Origin of the sequence: Bartonella bilalgolemi (genome assembly GCF_023500045.1) — a bacterium.
GTDB classification, from domain to species: domain Bacteria; phylum Pseudomonadota; class Alphaproteobacteria; order Rhizobiales; family Rhizobiaceae; genus Bartonella; species Bartonella bilalgolemii.
Map to the genome: position 1 here is coordinate 19,890 of NZ_JAMCOF010000010.1, position 25,925 is coordinate 45,814.

Annotated in this window: 14 protein-coding genes, 1 tRNA gene and 1 pseudogene; 5 read left to right on the plus strand and 11 right to left on the minus strand. The window is 36.1% G+C overall.

The annotated features are described in order from the left end of the window. Positions 1-72: 72 nt before the first annotated feature. The 4 genes from M4Z11_RS05850 to aroA all read right to left on the minus strand — a co-directional run bounded on the left by M4Z11_RS05850 (position 73) and on the right by aroA (position 12,649). Positions 73-8,643 (minus strand): glycoside hydrolase family 94 protein, encoded by an 8,571-nt coding sequence (locus M4Z11_RS05850; RefSeq protein ID WP_249677485.1) that lies wholly within the window; start codon positions 8,641-8,643, stop codon positions 73-75. 192 nt (positions 8,644-8,835) lie between these two features. Next, the gene (gene rpsA / locus M4Z11_RS05855) at positions 8,836-10,536 is read right to left on the minus strand and encodes a 30S ribosomal protein S1 (protein ID WP_249677488.1); all 1,701 of its coding nucleotides are present in this window, start codon (positions 10,534-10,536) and stop codon (positions 8,836-8,838) included. 140 nt (positions 10,537-10,676) lie between these two features. Next, positions 10,677-11,324, minus strand: a complete 648-nt coding sequence (gene cmk / locus M4Z11_RS05860) for a (d)CMP kinase (protein ID WP_249677490.1) — start codon at positions 11,322-11,324, stop codon at positions 10,677-10,679. Next, a complete protein-coding gene (gene aroA / locus M4Z11_RS05865; protein ID WP_249677492.1) occupies positions 11,321-12,649 on the minus strand; it encodes a 3-phosphoshikimate 1-carboxyvinyltransferase in 1,329 nt (442 codons plus the stop codon). The genes cmk and aroA overlap by 4 nt, the downstream gene beginning before the upstream one ends. A gap of 184 nt (positions 12,650-12,833) precedes the next feature. Here aroA and M4Z11_RS05870 point away from each other — a divergent pair, with 184 nt between their 5' ends. Together M4Z11_RS05870 and M4Z11_RS05875 are read left to right on the plus strand one after the other, a co-directional pair. Continuing rightward, entirely contained in the window at positions 12,834-13,208 is a 375-nt protein-coding gene (locus M4Z11_RS05870; RefSeq protein WP_249677494.1) for a TIGR02300 family protein, read from the plus strand. Between the two features lie 104 nt (positions 13,209-13,312). Next, positions 13,313-13,388: transfer RNA gene (locus M4Z11_RS05875), tRNA-Ala, on the plus strand. A gap of 376 nt (positions 13,389-13,764) precedes the next feature. On the opposite strand, the gene mutS is transcribed toward M4Z11_RS05875, so the two are convergent. Beyond that, a complete protein-coding gene (gene mutS / locus M4Z11_RS05880) occupies positions 13,765-16,500 on the minus strand; it encodes a DNA mismatch repair protein MutS (RefSeq protein ID WP_249677496.1) in 2,736 nt (911 codons plus the stop codon). Positions 16,501-16,711: 211 nt separating this feature from the next. Between mutS and M4Z11_RS05885 the strand changes: the two genes are divergently transcribed. Continuing rightward, positions 16,712-19,021, plus strand: a complete 2,310-nt coding sequence (locus M4Z11_RS05885; protein WP_249677499.1) for an NADP-dependent malic enzyme — start codon at positions 16,712-16,714, stop codon at positions 19,019-19,021. 75 nt (positions 19,022-19,096) lie between these two features. On the opposite strand, the gene secB is transcribed toward M4Z11_RS05885, so the two are convergent. Both secB and M4Z11_RS05895 read right to left on the minus strand, forming a co-directional pair. Next, positions 19,097-19,573 carry a protein-export chaperone SecB gene (gene secB / locus M4Z11_RS05890; protein ID WP_249677500.1) on the minus strand — a complete coding sequence of 159 codons (477 nt, stop codon included), beginning with the start codon at positions 19,571-19,573 and terminating at the stop codon, positions 19,097-19,099. 116 nt (positions 19,574-19,689) lie between these two features. Then, complete coding sequence (locus tag M4Z11_RS05895; RefSeq protein WP_249677502.1) at positions 19,690-20,196, minus strand: FxsA family protein; 507 nt, start codon at positions 20,194-20,196, stop codon at positions 19,690-19,692. 186 nt (positions 20,197-20,382) lie between these two features. Here M4Z11_RS05895 and M4Z11_RS05900 point away from each other — a divergent pair, with 186 nt between their 5' ends. Together M4Z11_RS05900 and M4Z11_RS05905 are read left to right on the plus strand one after the other, a co-directional pair. Continuing rightward, positions 20,383-21,075 (plus strand): Tim44/TimA family putative adaptor protein, encoded by a 693-nt coding sequence (locus tag M4Z11_RS05900; protein ID WP_249677503.1) that lies wholly within the window; start codon positions 20,383-20,385, stop codon positions 21,073-21,075. 57 nt (positions 21,076-21,132) lie between these two features. After that, on the plus strand, positions 21,133-21,708 hold the full coding sequence (locus M4Z11_RS05905) for a Smr/MutS family protein (protein WP_249677505.1): 576 nt from the start codon (positions 21,133-21,135) through the stop codon (positions 21,706-21,708). A 21-nt stretch (positions 21,709-21,729) separates the two neighbouring features. Here M4Z11_RS05905 and M4Z11_RS05910 read toward each other — a convergent pair whose 3' ends face one another. From M4Z11_RS05910 to M4Z11_RS05925, 4 genes and pseudogenes are all read right to left on the minus strand, one after another. Continuing rightward, positions 21,730-22,455 (minus strand): Fic/DOC family protein, encoded by a 726-nt coding sequence (locus M4Z11_RS05910; RefSeq protein ID WP_249677506.1) that lies wholly within the window; start codon positions 22,453-22,455, stop codon positions 21,730-21,732. Between the two features lie 335 nt (positions 22,456-22,790). Then, positions 22,791-23,786, minus strand: a complete 996-nt coding sequence (locus M4Z11_RS05915; RefSeq protein WP_249677509.1) for an Hsp33 family molecular chaperone — start codon at positions 23,784-23,786, stop codon at positions 22,791-22,793. Between the two features lie 62 nt (positions 23,787-23,848). Then, a pseudogene (locus M4Z11_RS05920) lies at positions 23,849-24,539 on the minus strand (Rossmann-fold NAD(P)-binding domain-containing protein). Between the two features lie 10 nt (positions 24,540-24,549). Further along, entirely contained in the window at positions 24,550-25,749 is a 1,200-nt protein-coding gene (locus M4Z11_RS05925; protein WP_249677511.1) for an aspartate aminotransferase family protein, read from the minus strand. Between the last annotated feature and the right edge of the window lie 176 nt (positions 25,750-25,925).

Genomic DNA, 25,925 nt, shown 5'->3' on the forward strand with positions numbered 1-25,925 from the left:
GCACCATTACAAGAAATGCATAAACTATAACAATTTTATAGTTTTGAGCAATATAAAAAGCTTTTCATTTATTTATGATTCTAGAGTATATATAATTTCATGCTTGCCTATTTTTTTTAATTTTATGCCTTTATCAATTTTATTGTATTCTTTCCCGTTAATACTAATCATGCTTTTATTTGCTCGTCTAATTTTAATTTTATAAACAGCACTGTGAAATTTCATTTTTGCTTCATACTCAGGCCAGAAGGAGGGTAAATGTGGGCGTAAAAATAACTTTCCGGCTTGCAAGTGAAGTCCAAGAATAGTTTGTGTTGCTGCACGATAAAGCCATCCTGCTGAGCCTGTGTACCATGTCCAGCCACCTTGTCCAAGATATGGCTCAACGGTGTAAATATCTGCAGCCATGACATAAGGTTCAACACGATAAACTTCTGGATTTTGACCATGATTGATAGGATTTATCCTTGAAAACAGCGTGTAAGCTTTGTCTTCCTCTCCTATTTCAGCAAGTGCTAAAATACTCCAAATGGCACCGTGAGTATATTGTCCACCATTTTCTCGAACTCCTGGAGGATACCCTTTAATATAACCTGGTTCGAGAGCACTTTCGTTGAAAGGTGGCCAGAAAAGGCGTATGAGTCCAGTTTTTTCATCATAGAGGTGATCAAGCAGTGATGTCATTGCTTGTTTTTGACGGTTAGAAGCTGCCATTTTGGAAATTACAGCCCAAGATTGAGCAATAGCATCAATTTGACATTCATCATTTATTTTAGATCCAAAAGGAGTTGCATCATCAAAATAACCACGTCGATACCAAGCACCATCCCAACCCTTTTCTTCTAGAGCTTTAATGAGACGTTTTAAATATGCGCTCCAGGCTTTTGCACGGCTATGATCACTACGGTTTTTAGCAAGAGGAATGAATGCTTGTAAAGCAGTTCCAAGAAACCATCCCAGCCAGATACTTTCACCTTTTCCTTCAATACCCACCAAGTTCATACCGTCATTCCAATCACCACCTAGAATAAGAGGTAAATTATGTGGTCCACAGCGTTTGATGGCGAGATCTAAAGCTAAAGCACAATGTTCATAAAGTGTTGTAATGTTAGAGGATTGTGTAGGTTGGAAATAAGCATCTTGTTGCTCTGTGGTTAAGGGGGGGCCTTCGATGAAAGGAACTAGAGTATCAAGAAATTCAGTCTCGCCAGTGGTTTTAACATATAAGGCTGTTCCATAAGCAAGCCAAACGATGTCATCAGAAATAAGTGTGCGGACACCAGCATTTGTATTAGGAAGCCACCAATGCTGTACATCTCCTTCAGGAAATTGGTGTGCTGCTGCATTTAATAAATGCTCACGTGCTAATTGTGGTTCAAGTAATAATAAAGATAAACTATCTTGCAGTTGATCACGGAAACCAAATGCTCCACTAGATTGATAAAAAGCTGAACGTGCCATCAAGCGGCATGCATAAACTTGATAGGGTAACCAATGATTAACCATAATATCAAAAGAGGGATCAGGGGTTTTTACTTGTAGTGGAGAAACAAAATCATTCCATTTTTGTTTTTGTTGCGCAAGGAGAATCTTAAAATCATTTTTATGCACTTGGTCTAGTAGTTTTTTAGCTTTTTGAATATTTTCAGCATTGCCAAGATAGAAGATAATTTCTTTTGTTTGTCCTGGTTGTAAATCAATCTCATAGGCGAGTGCTGAACAAGGATCACGACCTGGTTCTACTGTATTTGAAAGTGCTTTAGCTTCACGGATAGCTTGTGGATGTTGAATTGTTCCTGTTATGCCGATAAACTCAGTACGATCAGTAGTAAAACTGGTTGGCATTTCGGATGCTGATAAGAAAGTAACTTGTTGAGATTTTTCAATATGATAAGGATTCTGGATAAAATGTGCACCACGTTTAGGATCGTAATGGGGAATAATAAAGGGTGCATATTGTGTACGAATGTTTCCTAAAACCCATTCAGCATAATTATAAAGACGTAAGCTACGTGGTTTTTTTCCTTCATTTTTAATGATGAGACGAGAAAAACGAATTGGCTTTTCTCCATTAAGAGTGTGGGTAAGTTCTAATGCAATATCTGAATGTGTAGACTTAAAAGTTGAAAATCCAAAGCCATGGCAAGCTTCATAAATGACATTGTCATCACATTCGACAGCAGAAACTGGAGAAAAACATTTTAAAGACAGACGGTCAACAAGATAGAGTGCTTCTCCTGGACGATTGGTAACGGGATCATTGCTCCAAGGCGTTAATTGGTAGTCACGGCTGTTATTAGCCCAGGTAAAGAGTGCTCCTTCAGCGGATACATGAAAGCCAAAACTATGGTTTGCAATTATGTTAATCCATGGATGTGGTGTTGTTTGACATCCATTTAAACGCACTACGTAATGGTTATCCTGATTAAAACCACCATAACCATTCCAATAGCGCAGATCTTCGCTTGGTATGGGAAAAGAAGAAGTTTTTTGTTGATCAATGAGAGCAATGGAAGCAAATAGGTTTGGTTTGGTTTGTGGTTTTTTTTGTGTTCTTTTATTATATTTTTTGTAGTTTAATTTATGATTAGATTCTTGACTATGATTGTGTATCACTAAATCGGAATCAATATTTTCTATACGTTTCAATTGTTCAGATAAAGATCCATTTTGGGCATGTAAGATAATACGGGCTGATGCGAGAAGTGTTTTAAAACTTTGTTCACTCATTTGATCGCGTTGGAGGGTGAAAATATGATGCTGTCCATTCATTTCTTTTGTACGGTGACGGTAAGATTCACATGTCCATTCAATGGCACGTTGTGTATCTTGTAGATAAGAAAATGTCTGTTCATTTAGAATAACTATATCAGCGATGAGACCTCGCATACGCCAATACTCATATGCTTTAAGAAGTTCGCTCAGTACAGTGATATCCGTTTCATTATCAATTCTGAGGAGGAAAATAGGATAATTTCCTGAAATAGACATTGGCCATAAATCAGATTGTTTTCCAAGAGTTTTTACTAATATTTCAGGAGGAAGACGCCATATTCGATCAGGATAGATAAGTGGTGTTATATATTTTTGATAAGTAATAGCTTCTTTAGGGCTGATATTGTTTTGATACAGTGAAACTTGTGAATGTATCCATGCCTTTGATAATTCTTGCTGGAACATATGAGGTTGTCGATAATGCTCAATATAGTTTTGTAGTGTTTTTTTTGAATCGGCAGCAAAAGTCCAAAAAATAAGTTCTGTTTTTTTATATGCTGGAATTTTTACACGACAACGGATTGAAATAATCGGATCAAGAACACACCCTTGACTACCCTTGAAACGAGTATTTTGGTCAAAGGCAATTGGGTGATGAATAGATCGACCACGGCCAATAAAAATGCGACGATCAGTTTCTGCTTCTGCTTCCGGAATAATTCCTGATGGATCAGTAACAAAATGGGCGACATGAATATTAGCATCATGAGGAGAACGTTTGCGTCTTTTAGCTAAAATTGTCCCACCTGAATCAAGAATTTCTGTTTCTATGAACATCCGCGAAAAAACAGGATGAGCATGATAATCGTCCATTGTTGCGAGTGCTAACTCACCATAAGAAGTGATTTCAATTATTCGGTCTTTGTTAGTTGTATTCATTAATTGTATACGTCGACCTTCACCATCACCTTCAGAAGCAACAAGGCATTCAAGTATTGATTTCAGGCCATCAACTGTTTTTGTATATTCAGCTTTTTCATCTGTAAAAATACTAACCGCTTCTTCTTCGGCTATACGTGTTGGTTCACTAGTGACAGACCACCAGGATTTATTATACGTATCTTGGACAAAGAACAAAGTTCCTTGTTGATCTTCTGATGCATCAGGAATAAAACGCGTGATAGCATAATTATGCCAACGGCTATAACCAGAACCATTTGCTGTCGTCATTATTGAATAACAACCATTCGATAAAAGTAAAGTTGCTCTAGGTTTAAAAAGAGGATTTGTAATAATGCTCACAGGGGTATTATCAAAACCTCTAGAGCTATTGTGTATAGGATTGTTTATTTTAGTATGAATGACAGGAATTTGCCGTGGCGCTCTTTCCTGTAATAAGAGCTGTACAGCTTTTATAATTGGATCACGATGAAAGCGATTGCGCATACGCCCTTCAAAAATGATATTATTAATGGCAAGAATTGACATGCCATGGTGATGTGCATAATAGTTACGCACGATAGCATATTTTTCTCCTTTTTGTAGACGTGAAGGAGTAAAATCAATGGCATCGTAATAACCGTATGTTCCTAAAGCACCAAGATTACGCAGGTGTTTTAGATTAGCGGTAGATTGAGTTGGCATATATTGTGCAGCTAAAATACTGGCATAAGGGGCAATGACAGCATTGCGTGATAAGCCACGTTGAAGCCCAAGATTTGGAACACCAAAATTAGAATATTGATAATTCATTAAGTGGTCACGAGTATTAAATGCGGCTTCTGAAATACCCCATGGTAATCCTCGTTTGCGCGCATATTGTATTTGATGGCGAATAATGAGCCGATTTGTTTGATCAAGTATAGATCCTAAGGGTTCACGCATAACGAGGGAAGGCATGAGATATTCAAACATGGATCCTGACCATGATAATAGAGCACTTTTCCAACCAATTGGGATAAGTAATCGGCCAAGACGAAACCAATGTTTGAATTTAATATCGCCCTTAGCGATAGCAAAGAAGCTTGAGAGACGTGCTTCTGAAGCTAGAAGATCATAGCAGCTTTCGTCAAGTTTATTTTCCTGTACGCGATAGCCAATAGATAAAAGTTGGCGTTCAGTCTGTTCTAAAAAATCAAATTTCATATCGAAAGCTATTTGTCGCGCTTTTTCAGATAAAGTATTTAATTCTTTGCATAATTCTTTAATATCATAGTTATTGGTAATATCATGGTTATGTGCTTCACAAGTTTCTACTAGGAGTTGAGCCCAAGATAGTATATGAGCAGATTCTTTTGTTTGGATTATTTTATCCAATCCATTGATTAAATGGACAATGTTACGAGCAGTAATCGAAAGACGAGAGATATTTATAACGGCTTCTGGTTTTGCTTTGAGTTCGCTAACAGAGTGATGAAAATTAGCAATATGCTCTTTGATTTGTTGGCGAAATGGATGAGGAAACTTGAGATTGTCAGGAATTTCTTTTAAGATTTCTTCAATAATATTACTGATATCGAATAAACCATCTAGATCGCTTTGTAAAAAAGTATCAGGTATTTCAGCCCATTCGCTTAAAGCAGAAGACAGAGTTATTAAATGGCCAGCAAGATTGCCTGAATCAACTGTTGAAATATAAGTTGGTAGAAGAGGCTTGAGTGTATCTGTTTCATACCAATTATAAAGATGACCTCGAAACTTTTCCATTTTTTCAAGGGTACTTAATGTGCACTTAATTCGCGTAATAGCATCTTCAAAGCTAATCCAACCAAAATCACGTGCAGCAATAACAGAAAGTAGGTACACTCCAATATTGGTAGGTGATGTGCGCTGTGCAACAAGAGGTTCAGGTTCTTCTTGAAAATTATCAGGTGGCAAATAATTATTTTGCGCATTAACAAAGGTTGTATAATAAAGCCATGTCCGTCGTGCAATGCACCTTAGTATTTTTTTATCTGTGGAGGATATATCAAGAACATCTTGAAATGTTGTTGGTTTGCTGACAATCCATGCAATAAGTGGTGAGAAAAACCATAGAAGCCCAAAGGGTAAAGCAATCAATATTGTTGAATTATGAAAAGATAGAGGTAATCCTATAGCAATAATACCAATGAATACTGCTGGCCACATAGTGATAATATAGAAGCTTAAACTGCTAGGAATTAATTTCGTTGCAGCTGAAGTTTTCCATTCAAGAAGATACCGTTTTGAGATCATCATGCGATAGAGTGCGCGGATGATTGCATCAGTCATAAAATAAGCTGAATGAGCTATAAATGTAATTTTAAGAAATATTTCTAATATCGTAGAGGAAATACTACTTGAAATTAATTGCAACTGTCCGCGTAAAGAATAATCATTATTGAAGGGAATAAACGTACGAAAGACACCTAAAATTTGCGCAATGAAAGGACTGAAAAGCAGAAATATTTGCCAAACAATTGCTATCTTTAACGGTAAAAAAGACCATCCTACTATTGCTGCAATAAGCCACATGAGTGGTGTGAGTGAACGACGCAAATTGTCTTGTATTTTCCAGCGCGTTGTGAGACTTATGGTATGGTGGTTTAAAAGATAAGGCAATAACTGCCAGTCACCACGGATCCAACGGTGATGGCGAGCGACATCAACGTTGTAGGCTGTTGGATAATCTTCAATAATTTCTACATCGCTTACAAGCGCGGTGCGTGCATAACTTCCTTCCAAAAGATCATGACTGAGGACAGTATTTTCTTTGATTTTGTTCTTCAGTGCTTGTTCAAAGGCATCGATATTATACAGCCCTTTTCCGGTAAAAGTTCCTTCTCCCAAAAGATCTTGATAGGTGTCAGATACAGCAAAGACATAAGGGTCAATTCCACGATTGGTAGAGAAAATTCGTTGCAAAATTGATGTTTCTTCTTCTGCTGTGAGAGGAGGTGTAATACGGGGTTGTAAAATACTGTAGCCTTTTACAACCATTCCATTTTTTTCAGAAAAAATGGGGCAATTAAGTGGATGGTTGAGCTTACCAACAAGTTTAGTAACACTTTCAGGAGTTAGACGTGTGTCTGAATCTAAAGTCATAACAAAACGACAATCCATAGGAAGGTGCGGATCTGGAGTATAAAAACTTGTATTTTCATTTCCTCGGAGTAAGAGATTAAGTTCATGAAGTTTCCCACGCTTGCGCTCCCATCCCATCCAGCATTTTTCATGAGTGTTATAAAGACGTTGACGGTGAAGAAGAAAAAATAGGGGGATGCTATCACACTGATAGCGTTGGTTCAGCTGAGCAATACTCTTTTGTGCATAGTGTAACAGATCAAGGTCATTTTGTGTTTCTTCAAATGGAGCATCTGCCCAGTCTGTGATAAGAGCAAAATGAATAGCACCTTGAGGATTAGAAAGGTAGTGCACTTCAAGATTACGTATTTGTTCATCGATATCACGATGTGATGTGATTAAAGTGGGGACAACAACCATCGTGCGCGCGTCTTCGGGAATGCCTTCTTTATATTCATAACCAATGAGCTGTTTTGATGGAGCAAACCATGAAACAACAGTGTTAAAAAAAGCAAAAGCAGCGTCCATAGTAGGAAAAAGTGCCAATGCAGTGAAAAGGAGTGTCATTAATGGTGTCAGACCAGATGTTTGTAATGAAGTGTAGATCGCGAACAAAAGAATGAGCATTAAAAGAGAGACAGGGATGGCAATGGTTCCTATTTTTAAACGGTAATAGGTTTGTATCCATTTTGTCAGAAATGATGATTTGTATCCGCAAGCTTCTTCAAAAATAGAACGTCCATCATCAACAAGGTACCATCCAACAGAAAAATTATTTTTACAAGCAATATCTTGAGAGCGAGTTTGTGCCATCTCTACAGCTTTACATGCAATTTCTAATTCACTAAGAGGTGAGCAATGGGCAATTTTTTCGATGACTTGTCGATAAGCATTACGTGAACGAGAATCAATTTCAGAAAAATCACTATTTTCACGCAGGATCGAGTCTACACAACTTACTGTTTCAAACCATTCCGTCCAATCAATATCATCGATAGTTTTGAGAGCACGAATAATATTGCTCATGGTTATACCATCTGTTGTTTGACGAGTATGTTCATCAGCTGTTATCATTTCTGGACTACTGCCATGAAGATACAACTGTTCTTGAAGCCAAGTTAATGCTATTGTTGAATCAACAGATGCACCTCGCAAACGGTAAAATAAATGAGCTGAAAAAATCGAATGAGAGGTTAGTTTTTCATAAAGGATGAGAATATTTAATTGAGCGTCATTTTTTGCAAGGGCAATTTTATCGGCTACTTGATTAGCAAGAGAACGCATATACCTTGCTTGTTCGATACGCAATGAAAGACGGCAGATATTTTCAATTAATATCATACGAACAACAAAAGGAAGAGCCCACAATTCACTAATTTTTAGAGTACAAACTTTTTGAAAACCATTAACCATTGCTGTCAGGGTTTCTTGTGAAAACCTGCTATCTGTATGGGCAACATAAAGCCAGGCTAAAGCAAAAATACGTGGAATTTCTTTTTTTTGTTCGTAAAGGGGGAGTTGCTTGATGAAAGATTTAGAAAAATTGCATCGTAGCTGCTGTATAGTTTTATCAATGGTATAATGATTATCAATAAGCCACTGAGCGGATGGTGCAATTGTTTCGTTATTACGTGCGGCAACATCGTTGATGTGAAAGACATGGAGAATGAGTTTAGCATTTTCAATTAATCGTTTGCGAAAATCATTTTCTTCTTTATATTCAGGAAGCAAGATTTCTTGGCCAGAGGCTATATTATAGCCTAACTTATAAAGCTCTTCTTGTGATTTATTAGTTGAGCGAATAGGGGAATTAGTTTCATCGAGATAGTGAATTTTTGTCTTTTGGGAAGAAAACCACTTCATGCGATGTAATCCGGTTACCATAGTGTTCTATTGCCATTCGATGATGTGTTATTTACTCAATAGACTATTGGTATTTTATCTCAATAAGTGAACACTTCATTTCATTACAAATAAGTTTTTAAATTTTTTGTAAAAAAAAATTAAAGGGTTAAGAGAGAACTCCTAATGGAGAATAAAAGACCACTATACAATTAGTGGCCTTTTGTTTTGTGATTAATCTTGTTCTTGCTTTTTTAAAGCTGCACCAAGAATATCACCAAGAGAAGCTCCTGAATCTGTAGAGCCATATTGAGCAACAGCTTCTTTTTCTTCTGCGATTTCTAAGGCTTTGATCGATACTGAAAGCTTACGGGTTTTTTTATCAAATGCGGTCACTTGAGCATCAACTTTTTGTCCAATAGCAAAACGCTCAGGACGTTGCTCATCACGATCACGTGCCAAATCAGTACGGCGGATGGTGATTTCAAGATCGTGTTCAATAAGTTTCACATCAATGCCATTTTCATTGATTCCTATTACTTCACATGTAACAATGGCACCTTTACGTAATTCGCCAGATGCTACTGCTTCTCTCATTTTGTCATTGGAAAGTTGTTTAATTCCTAAAGAAATGCGCTCTTTTTCAACATCGACATCAAGAACAACAGCTTGAACAGTATCACCTTTATTATAAATATCAATAACTTGTTCACCAGGACGATTCCAATCAAGATCAGAAAGATGAACCATACCATCGACATCACCTTCAAGACCAATGAAAAGACCAAATTCTGTTTTATTTTTAACTTCACCTGTAATTTGTGAATTCACAGGGAATTTATTCGCAAAAGCTACCCATGGATTTTCAGATGTTTGCTTTAAACCAAGAGAAATACGGCGTTTAGAAGAATCAATTTCAAGAATAACAACTTCTACTTCTTGTGATATAGAAAGAAGTTTTCCGGGATGTATATTCTTTTTTGTCCAACTCATTTCAGAAACATGGATTAACCCTTCAATTCCTGGTTCAATTTCAACAAAACCACCGTAATCAGTGATGTTTGTAACAGCGCCAGTAATTTTTTTACCGACTGGATATTTAATATTAATATTATCCCATGGATCGTTTTCAAGTTGTTTCATTCCAAGTGAAATACGATGCGTGTCTTGATTTATACGAATGATCTGGACTTTAATAGTCTGACCAATTGTTAAAATTTCAGATGGATGGTTAATACGTCGCCATGCAATATCAGTAACGTGTAAAAGGCCATCAATACCACCAAGATCAACAAAAGCTCCATAATCTGTTATATTTTTTACGATACCTTCAACAATTTGGTTTTCTTCAAGATTTTGAACAATTTCTGAACGCTGTTCAGCACGACTTTCTTCTAAGACAGCGCGACGTGAGACAACAATATTACCACGACGACGATCCATTTTTAAAATTTCAAAAAGTTGTGAATTGTGCATTAAAGGTGCAATATCGCGAATAGGCCGAATATCGACTTGACTGCGAGGCAAGAAAGCAACAGCACCGTCGAGATCGACCGTAAAACCACCTTTGACTTGACTAAAGATAATGCCTTCTACTCGTGTCCCAGCATTGAATTTTTCTTCAAGACGAATCCAGCTTTCTTCACGACGTGCTTTTTCGCGTGATAACACAATTTCACCTAGCGCATTTTCAATACGTTCAATGTAAACTTCAACTTCATCACCGATTTGCAAGGAACTGTCTTTACCTTTGCTACCAAATTCCTTAAGTGGAATACGTCCTTCTACTTTAAGACCAGCATCAATAATGGCCATATCTTTTTCGATTGCAATGATGCGGCCTTTAACAACAGATCCTTCATTAAGGTCATTCGTTTGAAATGATTCCATTAAAAGGGTTTCAAAATCTGCTGTTGTGGGATTGTATTGTGACATGAGAACTCCTGATATATACCTTATGTTGCATGTTGCCAAAGGTATAAGCGCTGGGTTAGTGTTGATATGAGGTAACTCCATACCTTCTCTCTTTTAATAAAAGAAAGATAAGCGCTAGGTTGGAAATCACCTTGATGATTTTATTTAACTGCATGGTTTTTTATAAGAGGATCAATAAAGGCGCAAGCAGCTTTCAATGCTTCTTTTATACTTAATTCTGATGTATCAAGCAAGTGGGCGTTTTTAGCTGGTTTTAAAGGATTATATTTTCGAGTCATATCACGTCTGTCACGTTGTTCAAGATTGGCCAAAATTTCATGATAACTTGCTTGTCCTCCTTTTTTTAGAATTTCTTGGCATCGGCGTTTTGCACGTGTTTGAGCATTTGCTAGGATATAAAATTTTATATCTGCATGAGGACAGACAACAGTACCAATATCACGGCCATCGAGCACACTCCCCGGTAATCTTTTAGAAAAATTACGTTGTTTAGCAACAAGAATTTCACGTACAGCTGGTATAGTCGCTATTTTTGATGCGGCTTCACTAATATCAAGCGAACTGAGAAGGATTGGATCTAATGCATTAAGATCAAGTTCTTTAGCATATGCAACAGCATTTATGTGATCATCTAGGGGCAAATTTCGTTTTAAAAGGGAATAACCGACACTGCGATAAGTTAGACCAGTATCCAGATGGTGAAGATGATAATAGGCAGCAATTTGGTTCGCTAAAGTTCCTTTTCCGGATGCTGCAGGGCCATCAATTGCAATAATAAAAGGTTTCAATAGATTCGACCTCCAAGTTGATGCATTAAGGGAATAAATTCTGGACAACTGGTAGCAATTATCCGTTTATTATCAATAATAACAGGTTTTTCTGAGATTAGTCCAAAAATAAGAAAACACATTGCAATTCGATGATCAAAGTATGTGGTAACGTGTCCACCTCCTGAACCTTTGATAGAATTTTTTCCATGAATAATAAGAAAATCCTTACCACTTTCACAATGAATATGATTGATTTTTAATCCTTCGGCAAGTGCAGAAAGCCGATTTAATGTTTTAAAACATGGTTCTTCAATTCCTGATATAATTGTTTTACCTTTCGCAAAGGCTGCTGCTATTGCTAAAGCAGGATATTCATCAATTATTGACGAGACTCGTTCTTTTGGTACAGTCACACCTTTTAACTCTGATGATTTAATTCGTATATCGACGATGTTTTCTAAACCTATTTTGCGTTGGTTTAAAAGTTCAATTTTAGCACCCATTTCCCATAATGTTTGGATGAATCCCATTCTAGAGTCGTTGATGAGAACATTTTCAAGTGTGATATCAGAATTTTCTACAAGAAGAGCTGCGATAATTGGAAAAGCTGCCAAGGATAGGTCACCTGGAACATTAATGATTTGTCCAATCAGATGTGGTTGACCCTTGAGAGAGGTGGAACGCACGCCTGTTTTATCTATTTTTATATCAAGTTCAGCACCAAATGCTTGTAGCATTTTTTCTGTATGATCTCGTGTAAGAGTTGGCTCAATAACAGTTGTAGTACCGGCAGTATTAAGACCGGCAAAAAGGATTGCTGATTTCACTTGAGTGGAAGCCAGAGGTATATGGTACCGAATCGGGTTAGCCATTTTGGGACCGTAAAGCGTTAAAGGTAAATGATTACCAAGAGTTGGTTTAGTTTCAACTCCCATTAAACGCAATGGATTAAGGATATGCTCCATTGGACATTTAGACAGTGAGGCATTGCCGAGAAAAGTCGTTTTTATATGATAAGAACTAACCAGTCCCATGATCAAGTGAGCACTTGTTCTAGAATTGCCGAAATTTAAAGGTGTTTGTGCTTGTAGTAAACAACCATTACCGGTTCCACGAATAATCCAAAGGTTATTTTTTTTGTAACATTGCGCTCCCATAGCTTGCATGATGGTGGCTGTACGCAAGACATTATCACTTTCAAGAAGTCCATGAATATGTGATTCTCCATGTGCTACTCCTCCTAATATAAGTGCTTTGTGGGAGATTGATTTGTCTCCTGGCATTTTGATTGTACCAGAAAGATTGGTTGATTTTTTAGCAGTTGCTGGTATTGCTTTATACATCGAATCTTTATTTAATGAGACATGAATTTTAAAAAATTAAATGCCCTTTATCATATGTTTTGATAAGCGTCATAAGAAAATTCGTGTGGAATTATGTATTTGCCTTTGACAAGTGCGTTGTTTTTCGCTTAAGCACCATGGGATTCGTTTTAATGCAACTTAACTAACCAAAGAGGCACGGTCTATGACAAAGCCAGAACTTGGAACCAAACGTGTTGACCCGGAAACGGGAAAGAAATTTTATGATCTTAATCGTGATCCTATCGTATCACCTTACACAGGGCTTTCTTATCCGCGTTCTTATTTTGAGGTTGCAGCGGCTGAAGCAAGTAATGAAGAAGAGGTTGATACTGAAGAACTTGATACGGCACTTGAGAAGTCTGCCTTTATGTTACTTGAAGAAGATGTCGATGTATCTAAAGATGATGAGCTTCCTGAATTGGATGATGATGTAGATCTTGTTGATGATGATACATTTTTGTCTCATGACGAAGGTGATGAAGATGATGATGTTACTGATATCCTTGGCAATGGGGTTTCTAACGATGATGATGTTTAAGAGAAGCGAGAAGAGATTATGTTCTATTTATTAATATAGATTTTTCTTGATCTTTAGTTTGTCTCGTTCTAAAAACTTTGTGGAGATTATTTATTGTCTTTTGTGGGGCTATAGCTCAGCTGGGAGAGCGCTTGCATGGCATGCAAGAGGTCAGCGGTTCGATCCCGCTTAGCTCCACCAAAAAGATTAAATATTTTTCTTAGTAAAATGAGATATTCAAATATAGAGTTTGTGTATTCATCGAAAAATGAGGCATGTGATCGTATTTTCTTTGTTGTCTCTATAAAAATCATTTCATTATTATTTGATACTCAAGAAGCTTTATGAAAGTAATCATGAAGTTTTGCTGTTATTTATAATGGGGAGGTATAATGCTAATAAGCTGAGAACTCTTTCATAAAAGGTATATTTACGATTGTAATATTCTATTTTTATATTTGAAATTGATAGAGAAAGAGTGTGGGTATTTCTTATGAAAATGCTTTATTGTCTTTAAACTATAGTTGTTGAGTGAGCTTTATTGTCATTTGTATTTTTTATAATGTTAGTGATTATGCTATTGTTCTTCAAGTTGTTTGAGACGGTAGAGCTCTTCTAAAGCAGCTTTAGGGGATAATTCATCAGGATGGATATTTTTTAAAGCATCTTTAATCGCGCAACATTTCTCATGTTTTTCATTTGTAAAAGGTGTTGCTTTAAGAGAAAATAGCGGCAAGTTATCAATTAATTTATGACCTTTCCCGGATATTTCACCTTGTTCTAATTGATGTAAAACATCTGTTGCGCGAGAAATAACTGTTGCAGGTAATCCAGCTAGCTTTGCTACTTGTACACCATAGGAGCGATCAGCTGTACCTTTAGTGATTTCATGAAGGAAAATAACATCATTATTCCAATTTTTAACTTTCATTGTTACATTATGAAGGCGATTGAGTTTTTTAGTTAACGCCGTCATTTCATGAAAATGTGTAGCGAGAATAGCACGACAGCGGTTTATTTCATGAAGATGTTCAACTGTTGCCCAAGCAATTGAAAGGCCGTCAAAAGTTGATGTTCCTCGTCCAATTTCATCAAGAATAACAAGAGAATGGCGACTGGCATGGTTAAGAATAGTTGCCGTTTCAACCATTTCCATCATAAAGGTTGAGCGTCCTCGAGCAAGATCATCAGAAGCACCAACACGACTAAATAAACGATCAACAATGCCAATATGAGCTGAAGTAGCTGGTACAAATGAGCCCATTTGCGCCATAATAGCAATGAGAGCATTTTGTCGTAAAAAAGTTGATTTTCCTCCCATATTAGGGCCTGTTAATAACCAAATGTCTGCATCTAAGTGTTGGTTTCGTGCTGAAAGATCACAGTTATTGGCAATAAATGGTTCTGCAACTTGTTTTCGTAATGCTTGTTCTACAACGGGATGACGTCCAGCAGTAATATGAAAGGCTAACGAATTATCAATTTGGGGACGACAATATCCTTGCTCTTCAGCTAAGTGGGCTAGAGCGATAGATACATCTAAAATAGCAAGAGCTTCAGAAGCTTGACGAATGAAATCAATCTGTTCAGTAATTTCATCGACAAGTTTATCAAAAATTTCTAATTCAAGTGTTAAAGCATGATTTGCTGCATGGGCAATACGACTTTCTAGTTCAGCAAGCTCTGTTGTGGTGAAGCGCATAGCATTTGCCATTGTTTGTCGATGGATAAAACGAGATTTTGCTTGTGGAGTATTTGTGAGAGCAGACGCTTGTAAGCTGGTAACTTCAATGAAGTAGCCTAAAATGTTGTTATGTTTGATTTTGAGTGTTTTAATATCTGTTTCTTGAGCATATTGTGCTTGGAGCTCAGCAATGACACATCGTGATTCATCCCGCAAACTACGCATTTCATCTAATTTTTGGTGATAATTAGGACGAATAAAACCTCCATCTCGCTTGAAAAGAGGGAGATCGTCAATTAGGGCTTGTTCTAGATGAAAATGTAGAGTGGTAGGTAAGAGTGAGAAAACGTTTCGTACATCATGGATTTCCTGAGGGAGTAATTCATTATTAAAAATCTGATTAATTTCATTGATGATGTTAAAACCGCGCTGGATTGTACCCATATCTCGCGGCCCTCCTCGACCAAGCGCTAAACGTGATACTGCACGTGGCATATCTGGTCCTCCTTTTAAAATAAGTTTAATAGCTTCTGCAAGAGGAGGATTGCGCAGAAAAAAATCTATTGAATCAAGACGTTTGTTGATAGCTATTGGAGTTGTTAGAGGAGAAATTAAGCGATCGACAAGAAGGCGTGAACCACCTCCCGTAACAGTGCGATCAATCGCTTTTAGGAGACTTCCATCGCGTTGACCGGATGTAGTTCGAATGAGTTCAAGACTGAATCTTGTTGCTGCATCAATGAAAAGAGTTGTGCTTTCATTTTGACGCTCAGGTCGCATGAGAGGGGGGCGGTGTGTGATTTGTGTTTTTTCGATATAGCGAATAGCAGCAGCGATGGCTGAAAGTTCCGGGCGAGAATAATCTGCAATGCCTTTAAGAGTTGAGAGTTTGAAGTAATGACAAATATCTCGTTCAGCAGTGGTGGTATCAAAAAGATTTTCTGGTTGAGGAGAGATAATATTATCGAGAACATTGAAAAGAGCTTTTTGAGATTTATCACGGAAAAGTGAATCAGTGACAATTACCTCTTGTGGATCCACACGCATAATATCTGTTAAAAGATTTTCTTGACGGCTTTCTGTAACTCGAAATATACCAGTAGAAATATCAATCCAAGAAAGGGCATATTCTTCTTTACTGCTAGTTATCGTGCGAGCAAGTGTCATGAGGTAATTTGCGCGCGCTGGATCAAGAAGTTTTTCTTCCGTTATCGTTCCGGGTGTTATAAGGCGGACCACATCACGCTGAACAACTGATTTTGAACCACGCTTTTTTGCTTCTGCAGGATCCTCTATTTGTTCGCACACGGCAACGCGATAACCGCAAGCAATAAGTTTTTGTAAATAATCATCTGCAGAATGAACAGGAACACCACACATTGGGATATCTTTACCTAAATGTTTACCACGTGTTGTAAGTGTAATCCCTAAGGCTTGAGCAGCTTCAATCGCGTCATTAAAAAATAGTTCATAAAAATCACCCATACGATAAAAAAGAAGAGAGTCGCTATTAACAGCTTTAATTTCTATATACTGTTCCATCATAGGGGTAAGGCGCTCTTGCTGTGTATTGGCTGGAATCGTAGGGCGTTGGAGTGAATCATTTTTATGTTCAGTCTCTTTTTCCATTTTAGTACGATTGTTCCCTTTAATATAGGTTTTATTGCCCTTTTTTATTTACTTTGAGGTATATCTTCATTACCTCTAGAATGAAGCGCATGATAAGATGCTTTTATAAAGTGAGCATAGCGATTTTTGGCATACGAATCAAATTTTAAAATTTAATCATTATATTTGTTGTTAATTAGAGTTTATGCTGTTTTTTAAGAAAGTAAGTGAAATGAAAAAAAATGGACAGGATCAAACAACGTATAAAAAATTTTATAGTGTATACGAGCAAGAAGCCCTTGATTTTCATAAGGGTGATCGTCCTGGTAAGCTTGAAATTGTTGCAACAAAACCTATGGCAACACAGCATGATCTAGCGCTTGCTTATTCGCCGGGTGTTTCTGTTCCAGTTAAAGCAATTGCTGAAAATCCTTTAATGGCTTATGATTATACGGCAAAAGGGAATCTTGTCGCTGTTATATCAAATGGGACAGCTATTTTGGGCTTAGGTAATTTGGGCGCCTTGGCATCTAAACCAGTGATGGAAGGAAAAGCAGTTCTCTTTAAACGCTTTTCAGATGTGGATTCAATTGATTTAGAAATTGATACGAGCGATCCGGAAAGCTTTATTAATCTGGTACGGCATTTAGAACCATCTTTTGGTGGTATTAATCTTGAAGATATTAAAGCGCCTGATTGTTTTATTATTGAGAGCCGTTTACGCGAACTCATGAATATTCCTGTTTTTCATGATGATCAACACGGTACCGCAATTATTGTGGCTGCGGGTGTCATAAACGCTTTGCATTTAACGGGGCGTACTATGCAAGATACACGGTTAGTCTGTAATGGTGCAGGTTCTGCAGGAATTGCTTGTATTGAGCTCATTAAGGCAATGGGTTTTCGATCTGAAAATATTTTGTTGTGTGATACAAAAGGTGTTGTTTATGAAGGTCGTGAAGAAGGAATGAACCAGTGGAAAGCTGCTCATGCCATTAAAACAGATAAGCGCACACTTTCTGAAGCGATCGAAGGTGCTGATATGTTTTTTGGAGTTTCGGCAAAAGGTGCACTAACCGCTAAAATGGTAAAATCAATGGCGCCACAACCAATTATTTTTGCTATGGCTAATCCTGATCCGGAAATTATACCTGAAGAAGTAGCAGAAATACGTGATGATGCTATTATAGCAACGGGTCGATCAGATTATCCTAATCAAATTAATAATGTTCTTTGTTTTCCGTATATATTTCGTGGTGCTCTTGATGTTCGTGCAACGGTTATCAATGAAAGCATGAAAATTGCTGCAGCCAAAGCTATTGCAAAATTAGCTCATGAGGAAGTTCCTGACGGTGTTGTAGAAGCTTATCATGGAAACCGTCTGAAATTTGGTCCCAATTATATTATTCCAGTTCCATTTGATCCACGTTTACTGACAGTTGTTTCAGTTGCGGTGGTAAAAGCAGCAATGGAAAGCGGTGTTGCTAGAAAGCATATTCATGATTTAAAAGCATACGAACGTGACTTGAATGCTCGACGTGATCCCATTGCATCTACGATGCGTGGTGTTTATGATTATGTTTGTCAAGCACCAAAGAAAATTGTTTTTGCAGAAGGAGAAGAAGAACCAGTCATGCGAGCGGCTGTATCTTACGTTCATCAAAAACTGGGGAAAGCAATTTTAATTGGTCGTGAAGAACAAATTAAAGATACTGCTACTAATGCAGGAATTGATCTTGAGCGTGAAGGAATTTCTATTCTGAATGCAAAGCTGTCTTGTCGCACGGATGCTTATGCTCAATATCTTTATAAAAAGATGCAGCGCCAAGGTTGGCTGTTGCGTGATTGTTATCATCTTGTCAATAATGATCGTAATTATTTTTCTGCTTGTATGTTAGCTTTGGATGATGTTGATGCAATGATTACAGGAGTAACACGCAATTATGAAACGGCTTTGATAAATATACGACGAGTAATTGATGAGAAACCACAAGAACGATTAATTGGTATTTCAATAGCTATTTGTCGCGGACGCACTGTGTTTATTGCTGATACAGCTGTTTATGAGCATCCTAATGCTGAGGAACTTGCTGATATAGCTGAACAAACAGCTTTTTTTGTTCGTGAATTTGGATATCAACCACGGATAGCGTTTTTAGCATTTTCTACTTTTGGTCATATAAAAGGTCAAGTTACACAACGTATTCAGAGAGCTGTTGATATTTTACATGAACGTAAAGTTGACTTTGAATTTGATGGAGAAATGAGTGCTGATGTAGCTCTTAATTCGAAATTGATGCAACAATATCCCTTTATGGAATTAACAGAACCAGCTAATATTTTAATAATGCCTGGATATCATTCATCTTCAATTTCTAGCAAAATATTGCAAGAACTTGGTGAAGCAACTATTATTGGTCCTATCTTAATTGGATTGAATAAGTCTGTGCAAATTGTGCCGTTTAGTGGACGCGACACAGATATTATTAATATCGCAACTTTGGCTGCCTATCATGCAGAAAAAATTGCTAAAAAAAAATAAAAGCCTTTGAAATTTCAAGGGCTTTTTATAATAAAAGCAATAAAATAGATTTTATATAATTTTACAAGATAGTCTTTAAGATGGCTGTGTTTGATTATTTTTTTGTTCTTCAGCAACACGTTTTTGAAACATGGTTGCAAAATCAATTGGATCAATCCACAAAGGTGGAAAACCACCATTTTGTGTAGCATCAGATATAATTTGCCGAGCAAAAGGAAACAAAAGACGCGGACATTCAATAAAAACGAGCGGCATTACATGTTCTTGTGGAATATTTTTAATGTGAAAAATACCGCCATAAATTAGCTCTACGTGAAATAGCATTTCGGTATCGTCTTTAGTTTTTACTGAAAGGGATAGTACGACATCATAATTATCATCGCCAATTGGATTGGCGTTGACATTAATGTTAACATCAATTTGTGGTGCTTTTTCTCGTGGACGTAATGAACGAGGTGCATTCGGATTTTCAAACGAAAAATCTTTTAAATATTGGGTCAAAACAGCAAATACTGGTTCTCCACTATTATTATGTATTTCACCTTCGGTCATACTGAAAACCTTTCATTATAATACGCGTATTTCTATCTTAAGTTTAAAATAAATTATCATGACTTGCAAAGGGTTGCAAGAAATGCTCTTCTTACCTTTAATTATTTTTTTGTATTTTAGTGATTACCATTATTTTTTTTCCAGGGAGACTTTGTGGCATTATAGCTCTGATAATCCTCTGCGTTAAGTTCAATTATTTTTTCAGATTCATTTTGAGTTTCAAAATTTATTGTAACATCAGTATTTGTTTTATTTATAAGAGATAAAGAAAAATTCCAGATAAAAGTACGAATTGGCTTTATAAGGAGTAATATTCCAGAGATATCACTTATAAAACCGGGAAGAATAAGGAGAATTGCACCAAGCAGAATAAGTGCATCATTGGCTATGTGAGACTCTAGTGTATGTCCTTGAATAAGCTTGCTTTGTATATTTTTTATAAGACTTATGCCTTTAATACGTAATAAAATAATTCCACTTATCATTGTTAGAAAAATTAAGCTCAAAGTTGCTAAAATTCCAATTTCTTTTCCGACAACGATAAAACCAGCGATTTCAAAAAAGAGAGCACTAAGAATTATAATTAAAAAAAATTGAGACCTTGTATGATAAAATTTTGTCAAATGAAGATACCTTTTTCAAGTTTTTTGTTGAGAAAATCATATTATTCTTTTCTCAATTTAAATTAGGAAGTCATAAACATTATTTAAATAATAGATTTACTTATTTTTTTTACATGTTTATTGATAAATGATATTGACTGCAATGTTTATTGCAAATCATTTAAGGTTTGGAGATTGACCACAATCATGGAATTTGACATTGTATTGATAATAGCTCTTGTTGTTATAGTTGTGGTTTTTGTACAACTACGAAATGTATTAGGAAAACGGATTGGTTTTGAAAAACCTCCCTTTGATTCTTATTCGAATCATTCTAAAAAGCAGATTGAAATAGAGACAAGCGATAATATTGTTTCGTTGTCTGATCAGTCTTCTTCAAAAAAGAATAATTTTAGTGAAATTGATACCATTGCGCCAGAAAAAAGTGCACTGAATATTGGTTTGCGTGCTATTTGCCAGGCTGATTCTTCTTTTTCTCCTCAATTTTTTATAAATGGTGTTCAAATTGTCTATGAAATAATTATGACAGCTTTTGCACAAGGTAATCGTAATCAGCTTAAAGAACATCTTTCATCGGATGTTTTTGAGAGTTTTTGTGAGGCTATAGAGCAACGCGAAAAAAATAATGAAAGAATTCAATTTACTTTTGTGGGGATTAATAAGATTGAATTTATTGCAGCAGAAATGCAGAAAGAAGAAGCATTTTTAACAGTACGTATTGTTAGTGAAATTATTTCTGCAACTTGTAATGAGCAAGAGGAATATATAGATGGTGATCCTGAAGCTATTATAGAAATCAGAGATATCTGGACTTTTGTTCGCAATACAACATCTAAAAATCCAAATTGGAAGCTTTTTGCAACGGAAGATGAAAATTAAAATTATTATTGGTTTATGGAAAATTTTTCATAAGATTACATGAGATTAAAGAGTTTAATGATTAAGGATGAAGGAAAAAAAAATCTACTGGTTTCACAAGATTATTTTTTATGGGAGCAGGTTTGTCGTACGACAACGCCACTTTGTGACCGTTTGAATTTTCTTATGCGAGAAAATGTTGAAAATACAAAAAATAAAAAACTACAAGCTATACAAATTTTCCCACTTTCTCAAAAAAGCCAACAGAAGCAGAAGCCAACGATAGTTAAAGGGCAAAAGAAAGAAATAATTAAAGCAAAGAAAATGCAGTGTTTTGATCGTACAGTGCATCGTAAAATCGCAAAAGGCTTCTGTCGTATAGAAGCACGTATCGACCTTCATGGTTTGATACAAGATGAAGCCTATTGTTGTTTAAAAGAATTTTTACAATCGTCTCATCAACGCGGATTACGTTATGTTCTAGTGATAACAGGAAAAGGTTATTCATACGGAAGCAATGGTGTTTTGCGCCAATTTGTTCCTTATTGGTTATCAACGCCTACTTTTCAATATTACATCCATGCTTTTGAGCAAGCAGCTTATAGTCATGGAGGTAGTGGTGCCCTTTATATTCAGTTACGTCGTTTTCCGTAAAGAAAAAAAACATAAAGCCAGTTAGTACATGCGTAAACAATTATTGTATTCTGATTTTCTCAAGTTTCGTTTATTATAAGCAATATGCAGTGGGTTTGAAACAAGGATTTCTTTAAATATAGATTGCATAGGCTCTAAATCGTTATCTCGAAGTGCACTTATAGAAGCACTTAGCATGCGATCTTCTTTTATAATTGAAAAATCAAGTGTATAACCTGAAGCTTGGGCAAGTCTTTGAAAAAAGAAACATTGTGTGCGTCTATTACCTTTTTTAAAAGGGCGTATATAGTTGAGAAAGGAAAACATTCTTGCTGCTTCATTGGCAAATTCTTCTGGCGATAAACCTTGTAAATTATTTTTCTCAGCGAGCATTTTGTCAAATTTTTTTAAATCTGTCTGGATTTGTTCACCAATTGCAAAAAAAGTATTCGAAATCACTTTTTTAACTTTTGGTTGGCAGGCGCATGTTCCATCTAAAAACATAAATGGAATATCACGAGTATATCCAGCCCATTCAAATGTTTTCATAAACAAACGTGTATGAATATATTTTAAATAAGAGGAATCAAATTGTTTTGGCAGAGGTTCTTTGCACATATTAATGATTTCTTGTGCCGAATTATGTATACATATTGTATCAAGTTTTTGATAATTTTTTATGTTATATTTATTTTTCAATATGAAACTATCTGGATATGGATAATTGTAGTGACGAAATGATACTAATGATTCTGATTCATTTTCCATTTATGACAAACCTCAGATAAAATTAGCTTGTAATAGATTTAGAAAAGAAATAACTTATTTAGCCGATATTAAATTTATGATTAAAATTTTTATCATCTTATTATAACACAATATTCATAAAAATTGCACGAAAGAAGTTCTTAAGCTTTGTAATAAATGATAGGTAATTTTTAGAATCTTAAATCTCATCATAAATAAAAGTCTTCCGAACTTATTTAAAAATAATAGATAAATCGATATATTATGTGCAATAAAATTTATAATAAATTTGCATACTTTATAGTATAAGATTTTTTAATAGAAAGAAAAATTTGTCTGTTACAGGAATAATTATTTTATGCTTTATACTTAAAAAGTTCTTCTGGTTTAAAACGATAAACCGTTGAGCAAAATTCACAGGTAACAGAAGTTTGTTGATTTTCTACTGTTTGAGCACGTTCTTCAACAGAAAAGCTTTTTAATATTTCTTTAATTTTTTTTCGTGAGCAAGAACACTGGTCTGTTATAGGAGAGGTTTGAAAAACTTTTACACCTCGTTCATGAAAGAGGCGGAAAAGTAATCGTTTAGTATCAACCTGAGGATCTGTAAGTTCTGCACTGTCAATAGTTGCCGTGAGCGCTTGTACTTCCTGCCATTGGTTTTCGAGTTGGATACGAGTTTTTTTATTTGTTTGGCATGGTGTATGATAAGGAGAAGCTTGGGGTAAGAGTTGAGTCAAAAGTCCTCCTGCTCTCCAATTTTTTTGTATTTCCCCCTGCTGATTACGGTTGATTAAGGTGGAAACTGCCAAACGGAGATCAGTAGGAATTTGTTCTGATTGATTAAAATAATTGCGAGCGACTTCTTGAAAATTTGAGCCATCTAAGGCGACGATTCCTTGATAGCGTTGTGTATAGGAGCTTTGGTCAATAGTGAAAGCCAAGGTCCCTTTTCCAAGAAGAATTTCTGAAGATGTCTGACCATTGGCTATGGCCTGTTTTAGTTTTTCTTTATCAAAACGAGCGTAACCACGTAAATTGGAGGGAGGAACAAAATCACATACTAACATATTGACTGGTCCTTCAGAATGAGTTTGTAAAATAAATTTCCCTTCAAATTTTAATGATGTTCCAAGTAAAACAGTTGTGACTAAAGCTTCTGCTAGAAGATAAGAAACAGGATCAGGATATTGATGCTTTGTGAGAATGGAGTTTAAGCTTTTTCCAAGTTGTACAGCGCGTCCACGAACATCTAATTCTTCGACTTGAAAGGGAGTAACGGTATCATCTTCATTTTGATAAAAATTATTTAAATAGATTTGATCTTTAGATTTTTTGTATTTGTTATTCATATTTTTGCTTTTTAATAGTTTATTTCATAAATGATTGGGTTAAAAAACACATCTTGTAAACATTAGGAAAGGATTGCTTTTTGGGCATGCAGGCGATTTCCAGCTTCATAAAAAACAACAGAATGCAGCCCGTTGATTACGTCGTCTAAAACTTCTTCATCGCGATGAGCAGGAAGGTAGTGCATGAAGAGAGAATCAGGTTTGGCACGTGCCATTAAAGCTTCATTGACTTGATAAGGTTGAAACATGGAATAACTTTTAGCACGAAATTCTTGTCTCGTAGAAACCCATGTGTCATTGATAATACCACGGTGTTCTTCATAGGTAAGGATATATGCTAAAATTTGGCAAGGATGCGTGTCGTCTGTAAGAGCGTTAATGACAGGAATTTGCACATATTGTACCAATTCAAGCATCCGATGATGTACTGTAGTCCGTATTATTATGATCTCTACAAAGCGTGATAATGCACGTGCTGTATTGGCGATTGTTTCACTATTACCAAGCTGTATTTCAGATCCCGTTAGCATAATTGTTTCTCCACCAAATTGACGTATGGTAAGATCAAATGAAAATCGAGTCCGTGTAGAGGGATTTTCAAAAATCATTGCTAGTGTTTTACCAACGAAAGGTTTTAAATTCTCTCCTGCTTTAAAGGCAGTTTTGAAGATTTTTGCATAATCGATAAAGAGCATGTGCTTTTTGTGGAGTTAAAATAGATAGATCGGTAAAGTGGCGAAGAGTATATGTCATAATATTATACTTATTTTTTTTTGTTTGTTTGCGAAAGATAAGCGATAGCTTTTTCAATACGATGCAAACCTTCATATATTTCTTCTTCAGTGATTATAAGGGGAGGCAAGAAGCGAACAACATTATGACCAGCCCCAACACTGAGAATATATTCGTTATCGAGTGCAGTGATGACTTCATTTTGGGGGATGGTACATTGCATACCCATCATAAGGCCTATACCTTGAATTGCGCAAATAATATCAGGATAAGTGTTTAAAATGCTTAAAAGTCCTTGTTGTAGCTTATTGCCCATATGTTGAACATGGTTAAGAAAGTCCGGTTCTAAGATAATATCAAGAACACTATTGCTTACAGCTATACCAAGGAGATTGCCTCCAAAGGTTGTACCGTGGGTTCCTGGTGTCATGGCTTTTGCAGCTTGTTCTGTTGCAAGACAAGCTCCTAACGGAAAACCACCACCCAGTCCCTTAGCAAGAGTAAGGATATCTGGCATGATGTCATTCCATTCATATGCAAAAAGTTTTCCTGTACGTCCGATTCCGGTTTGAACTTCATCTAAGATCAATAACAATTGATTTTCATCGCATAATTTGCGTAGCTTTTTTAAAGTTTCATAAGGAACTGTTCGCAATCCCCCTTCTCCTTGAATCGGTTCGATAAGGATAGCTGCAGTATTCTTATTGATGGCATGACGTAAAGCTTTTTCATCATCAAAGGGTACTTGAATAAAACCACAAACTTTTGGGCCAAAACCTTCAAGATATTTTTTTTGCCCACTAGCAGCAATCGTTGCAAGTGTACGACCATGAAATGCACCTTCAAAAGTAATGATTTCGAATCGTTTTGGTTGACCCAATGTATAATGATAGCGGCGAGCAGTCTTGAATGCACATTCCAATGCTTCAGCACCAGAATTGCAGAAAAATACTTTATCAGCAAAACTGTTAGCACAAAGACGTGCAGCAAGTGATTCTTGTTCAGGTGATTCAAAAAGATTAGAAATGTGCCAAAGTTTTTCAGCTTGTGTTTTAATGGCCTCAATAAGCTTTGGGTGTGTGTATCCTAAAACATTGACAGCAATGCCAGATGTGAAATCAAGATAATTTTGTCCTTTATCAGAGATAAGCCATACACCGTTTCCTTGTGTAAAATGCAAATTGCGTCGAGCAAAAGTATTATAAAGTGGTTGTGTATGGATGGTATTCATCGTTATACTCTTGATTGTTTAGACTCTGTAATACGACATTTGAAAGCTATGATCTGTTTCTTCACACATTGATAGTTTGCTTCATTATAATAGACTATCGTGCTAATTAATAAAAAATCAATTAAGGTTTCAAAAAGGTATCTTTATATGAAAAAGTTGGAGTTAAAATTTTTTTC

Coding starts and splice junctions, on each gene's coding strand:
- M4Z11_RS05850 (WP_249677485.1), bottom strand. CDS start 8,643: ATGGTAACCGGATTACATCGCATGAAGTGGTTTTCTTCCCAAAAGACA.
- rpsA (WP_249677488.1), bottom strand. CDS start 10,536: ATGTCACAATACAATCCCACAACAGCAGATTTTGAAACCCTTTTAATG.
- aroA (WP_249677492.1), bottom strand. CDS start 12,649: ATGTATAAAGCAATACCAGCAACTGCTAAAAAATCAACCAATCTTTCT.
- M4Z11_RS05870 (WP_249677494.1), top strand. CDS start 12,834: ATGACAAAGCCAGAACTTGGAACCAAACGTGTTGACCCGGAAACGGGA.
- mutS (WP_249677496.1), bottom strand. CDS start 16,500: ATGGAAAAAGAGACTGAACATAAAAATGATTCACTCCAACGCCCTACG.
- M4Z11_RS05885 (WP_249677499.1), top strand. CDS start 16,712: ATGAAAAAAAATGGACAGGATCAAACAACGTATAAAAAATTTTATAGT.
- secB (WP_249677500.1), bottom strand. CDS start 19,573: ATGACCGAAGGTGAAATACATAATAATAGTGGAGAACCAGTATTTGCT.
- M4Z11_RS05900 (WP_249677503.1), top strand. CDS start 20,383: ATGGAATTTGACATTGTATTGATAATAGCTCTTGTTGTTATAGTTGTG.
- M4Z11_RS05905 (WP_249677505.1), top strand. CDS start 21,133: ATGATTAAGGATGAAGGAAAAAAAAATCTACTGGTTTCACAAGATTAT.
- M4Z11_RS05910 (WP_249677506.1), bottom strand. CDS start 22,455: ATGGAAAATGAATCAGAATCATTAGTATCATTTCGTCACTACAATTAT.
- M4Z11_RS05915 (WP_249677509.1), bottom strand. CDS start 23,786: ATGAATAACAAATACAAAAAATCTAAAGATCAAATCTATTTAAATAAT.
- M4Z11_RS05925 (WP_249677511.1), bottom strand. CDS start 25,749: ATGAATACCATCCATACACAACCACTTTATAATACTTTTGCTCGACGC.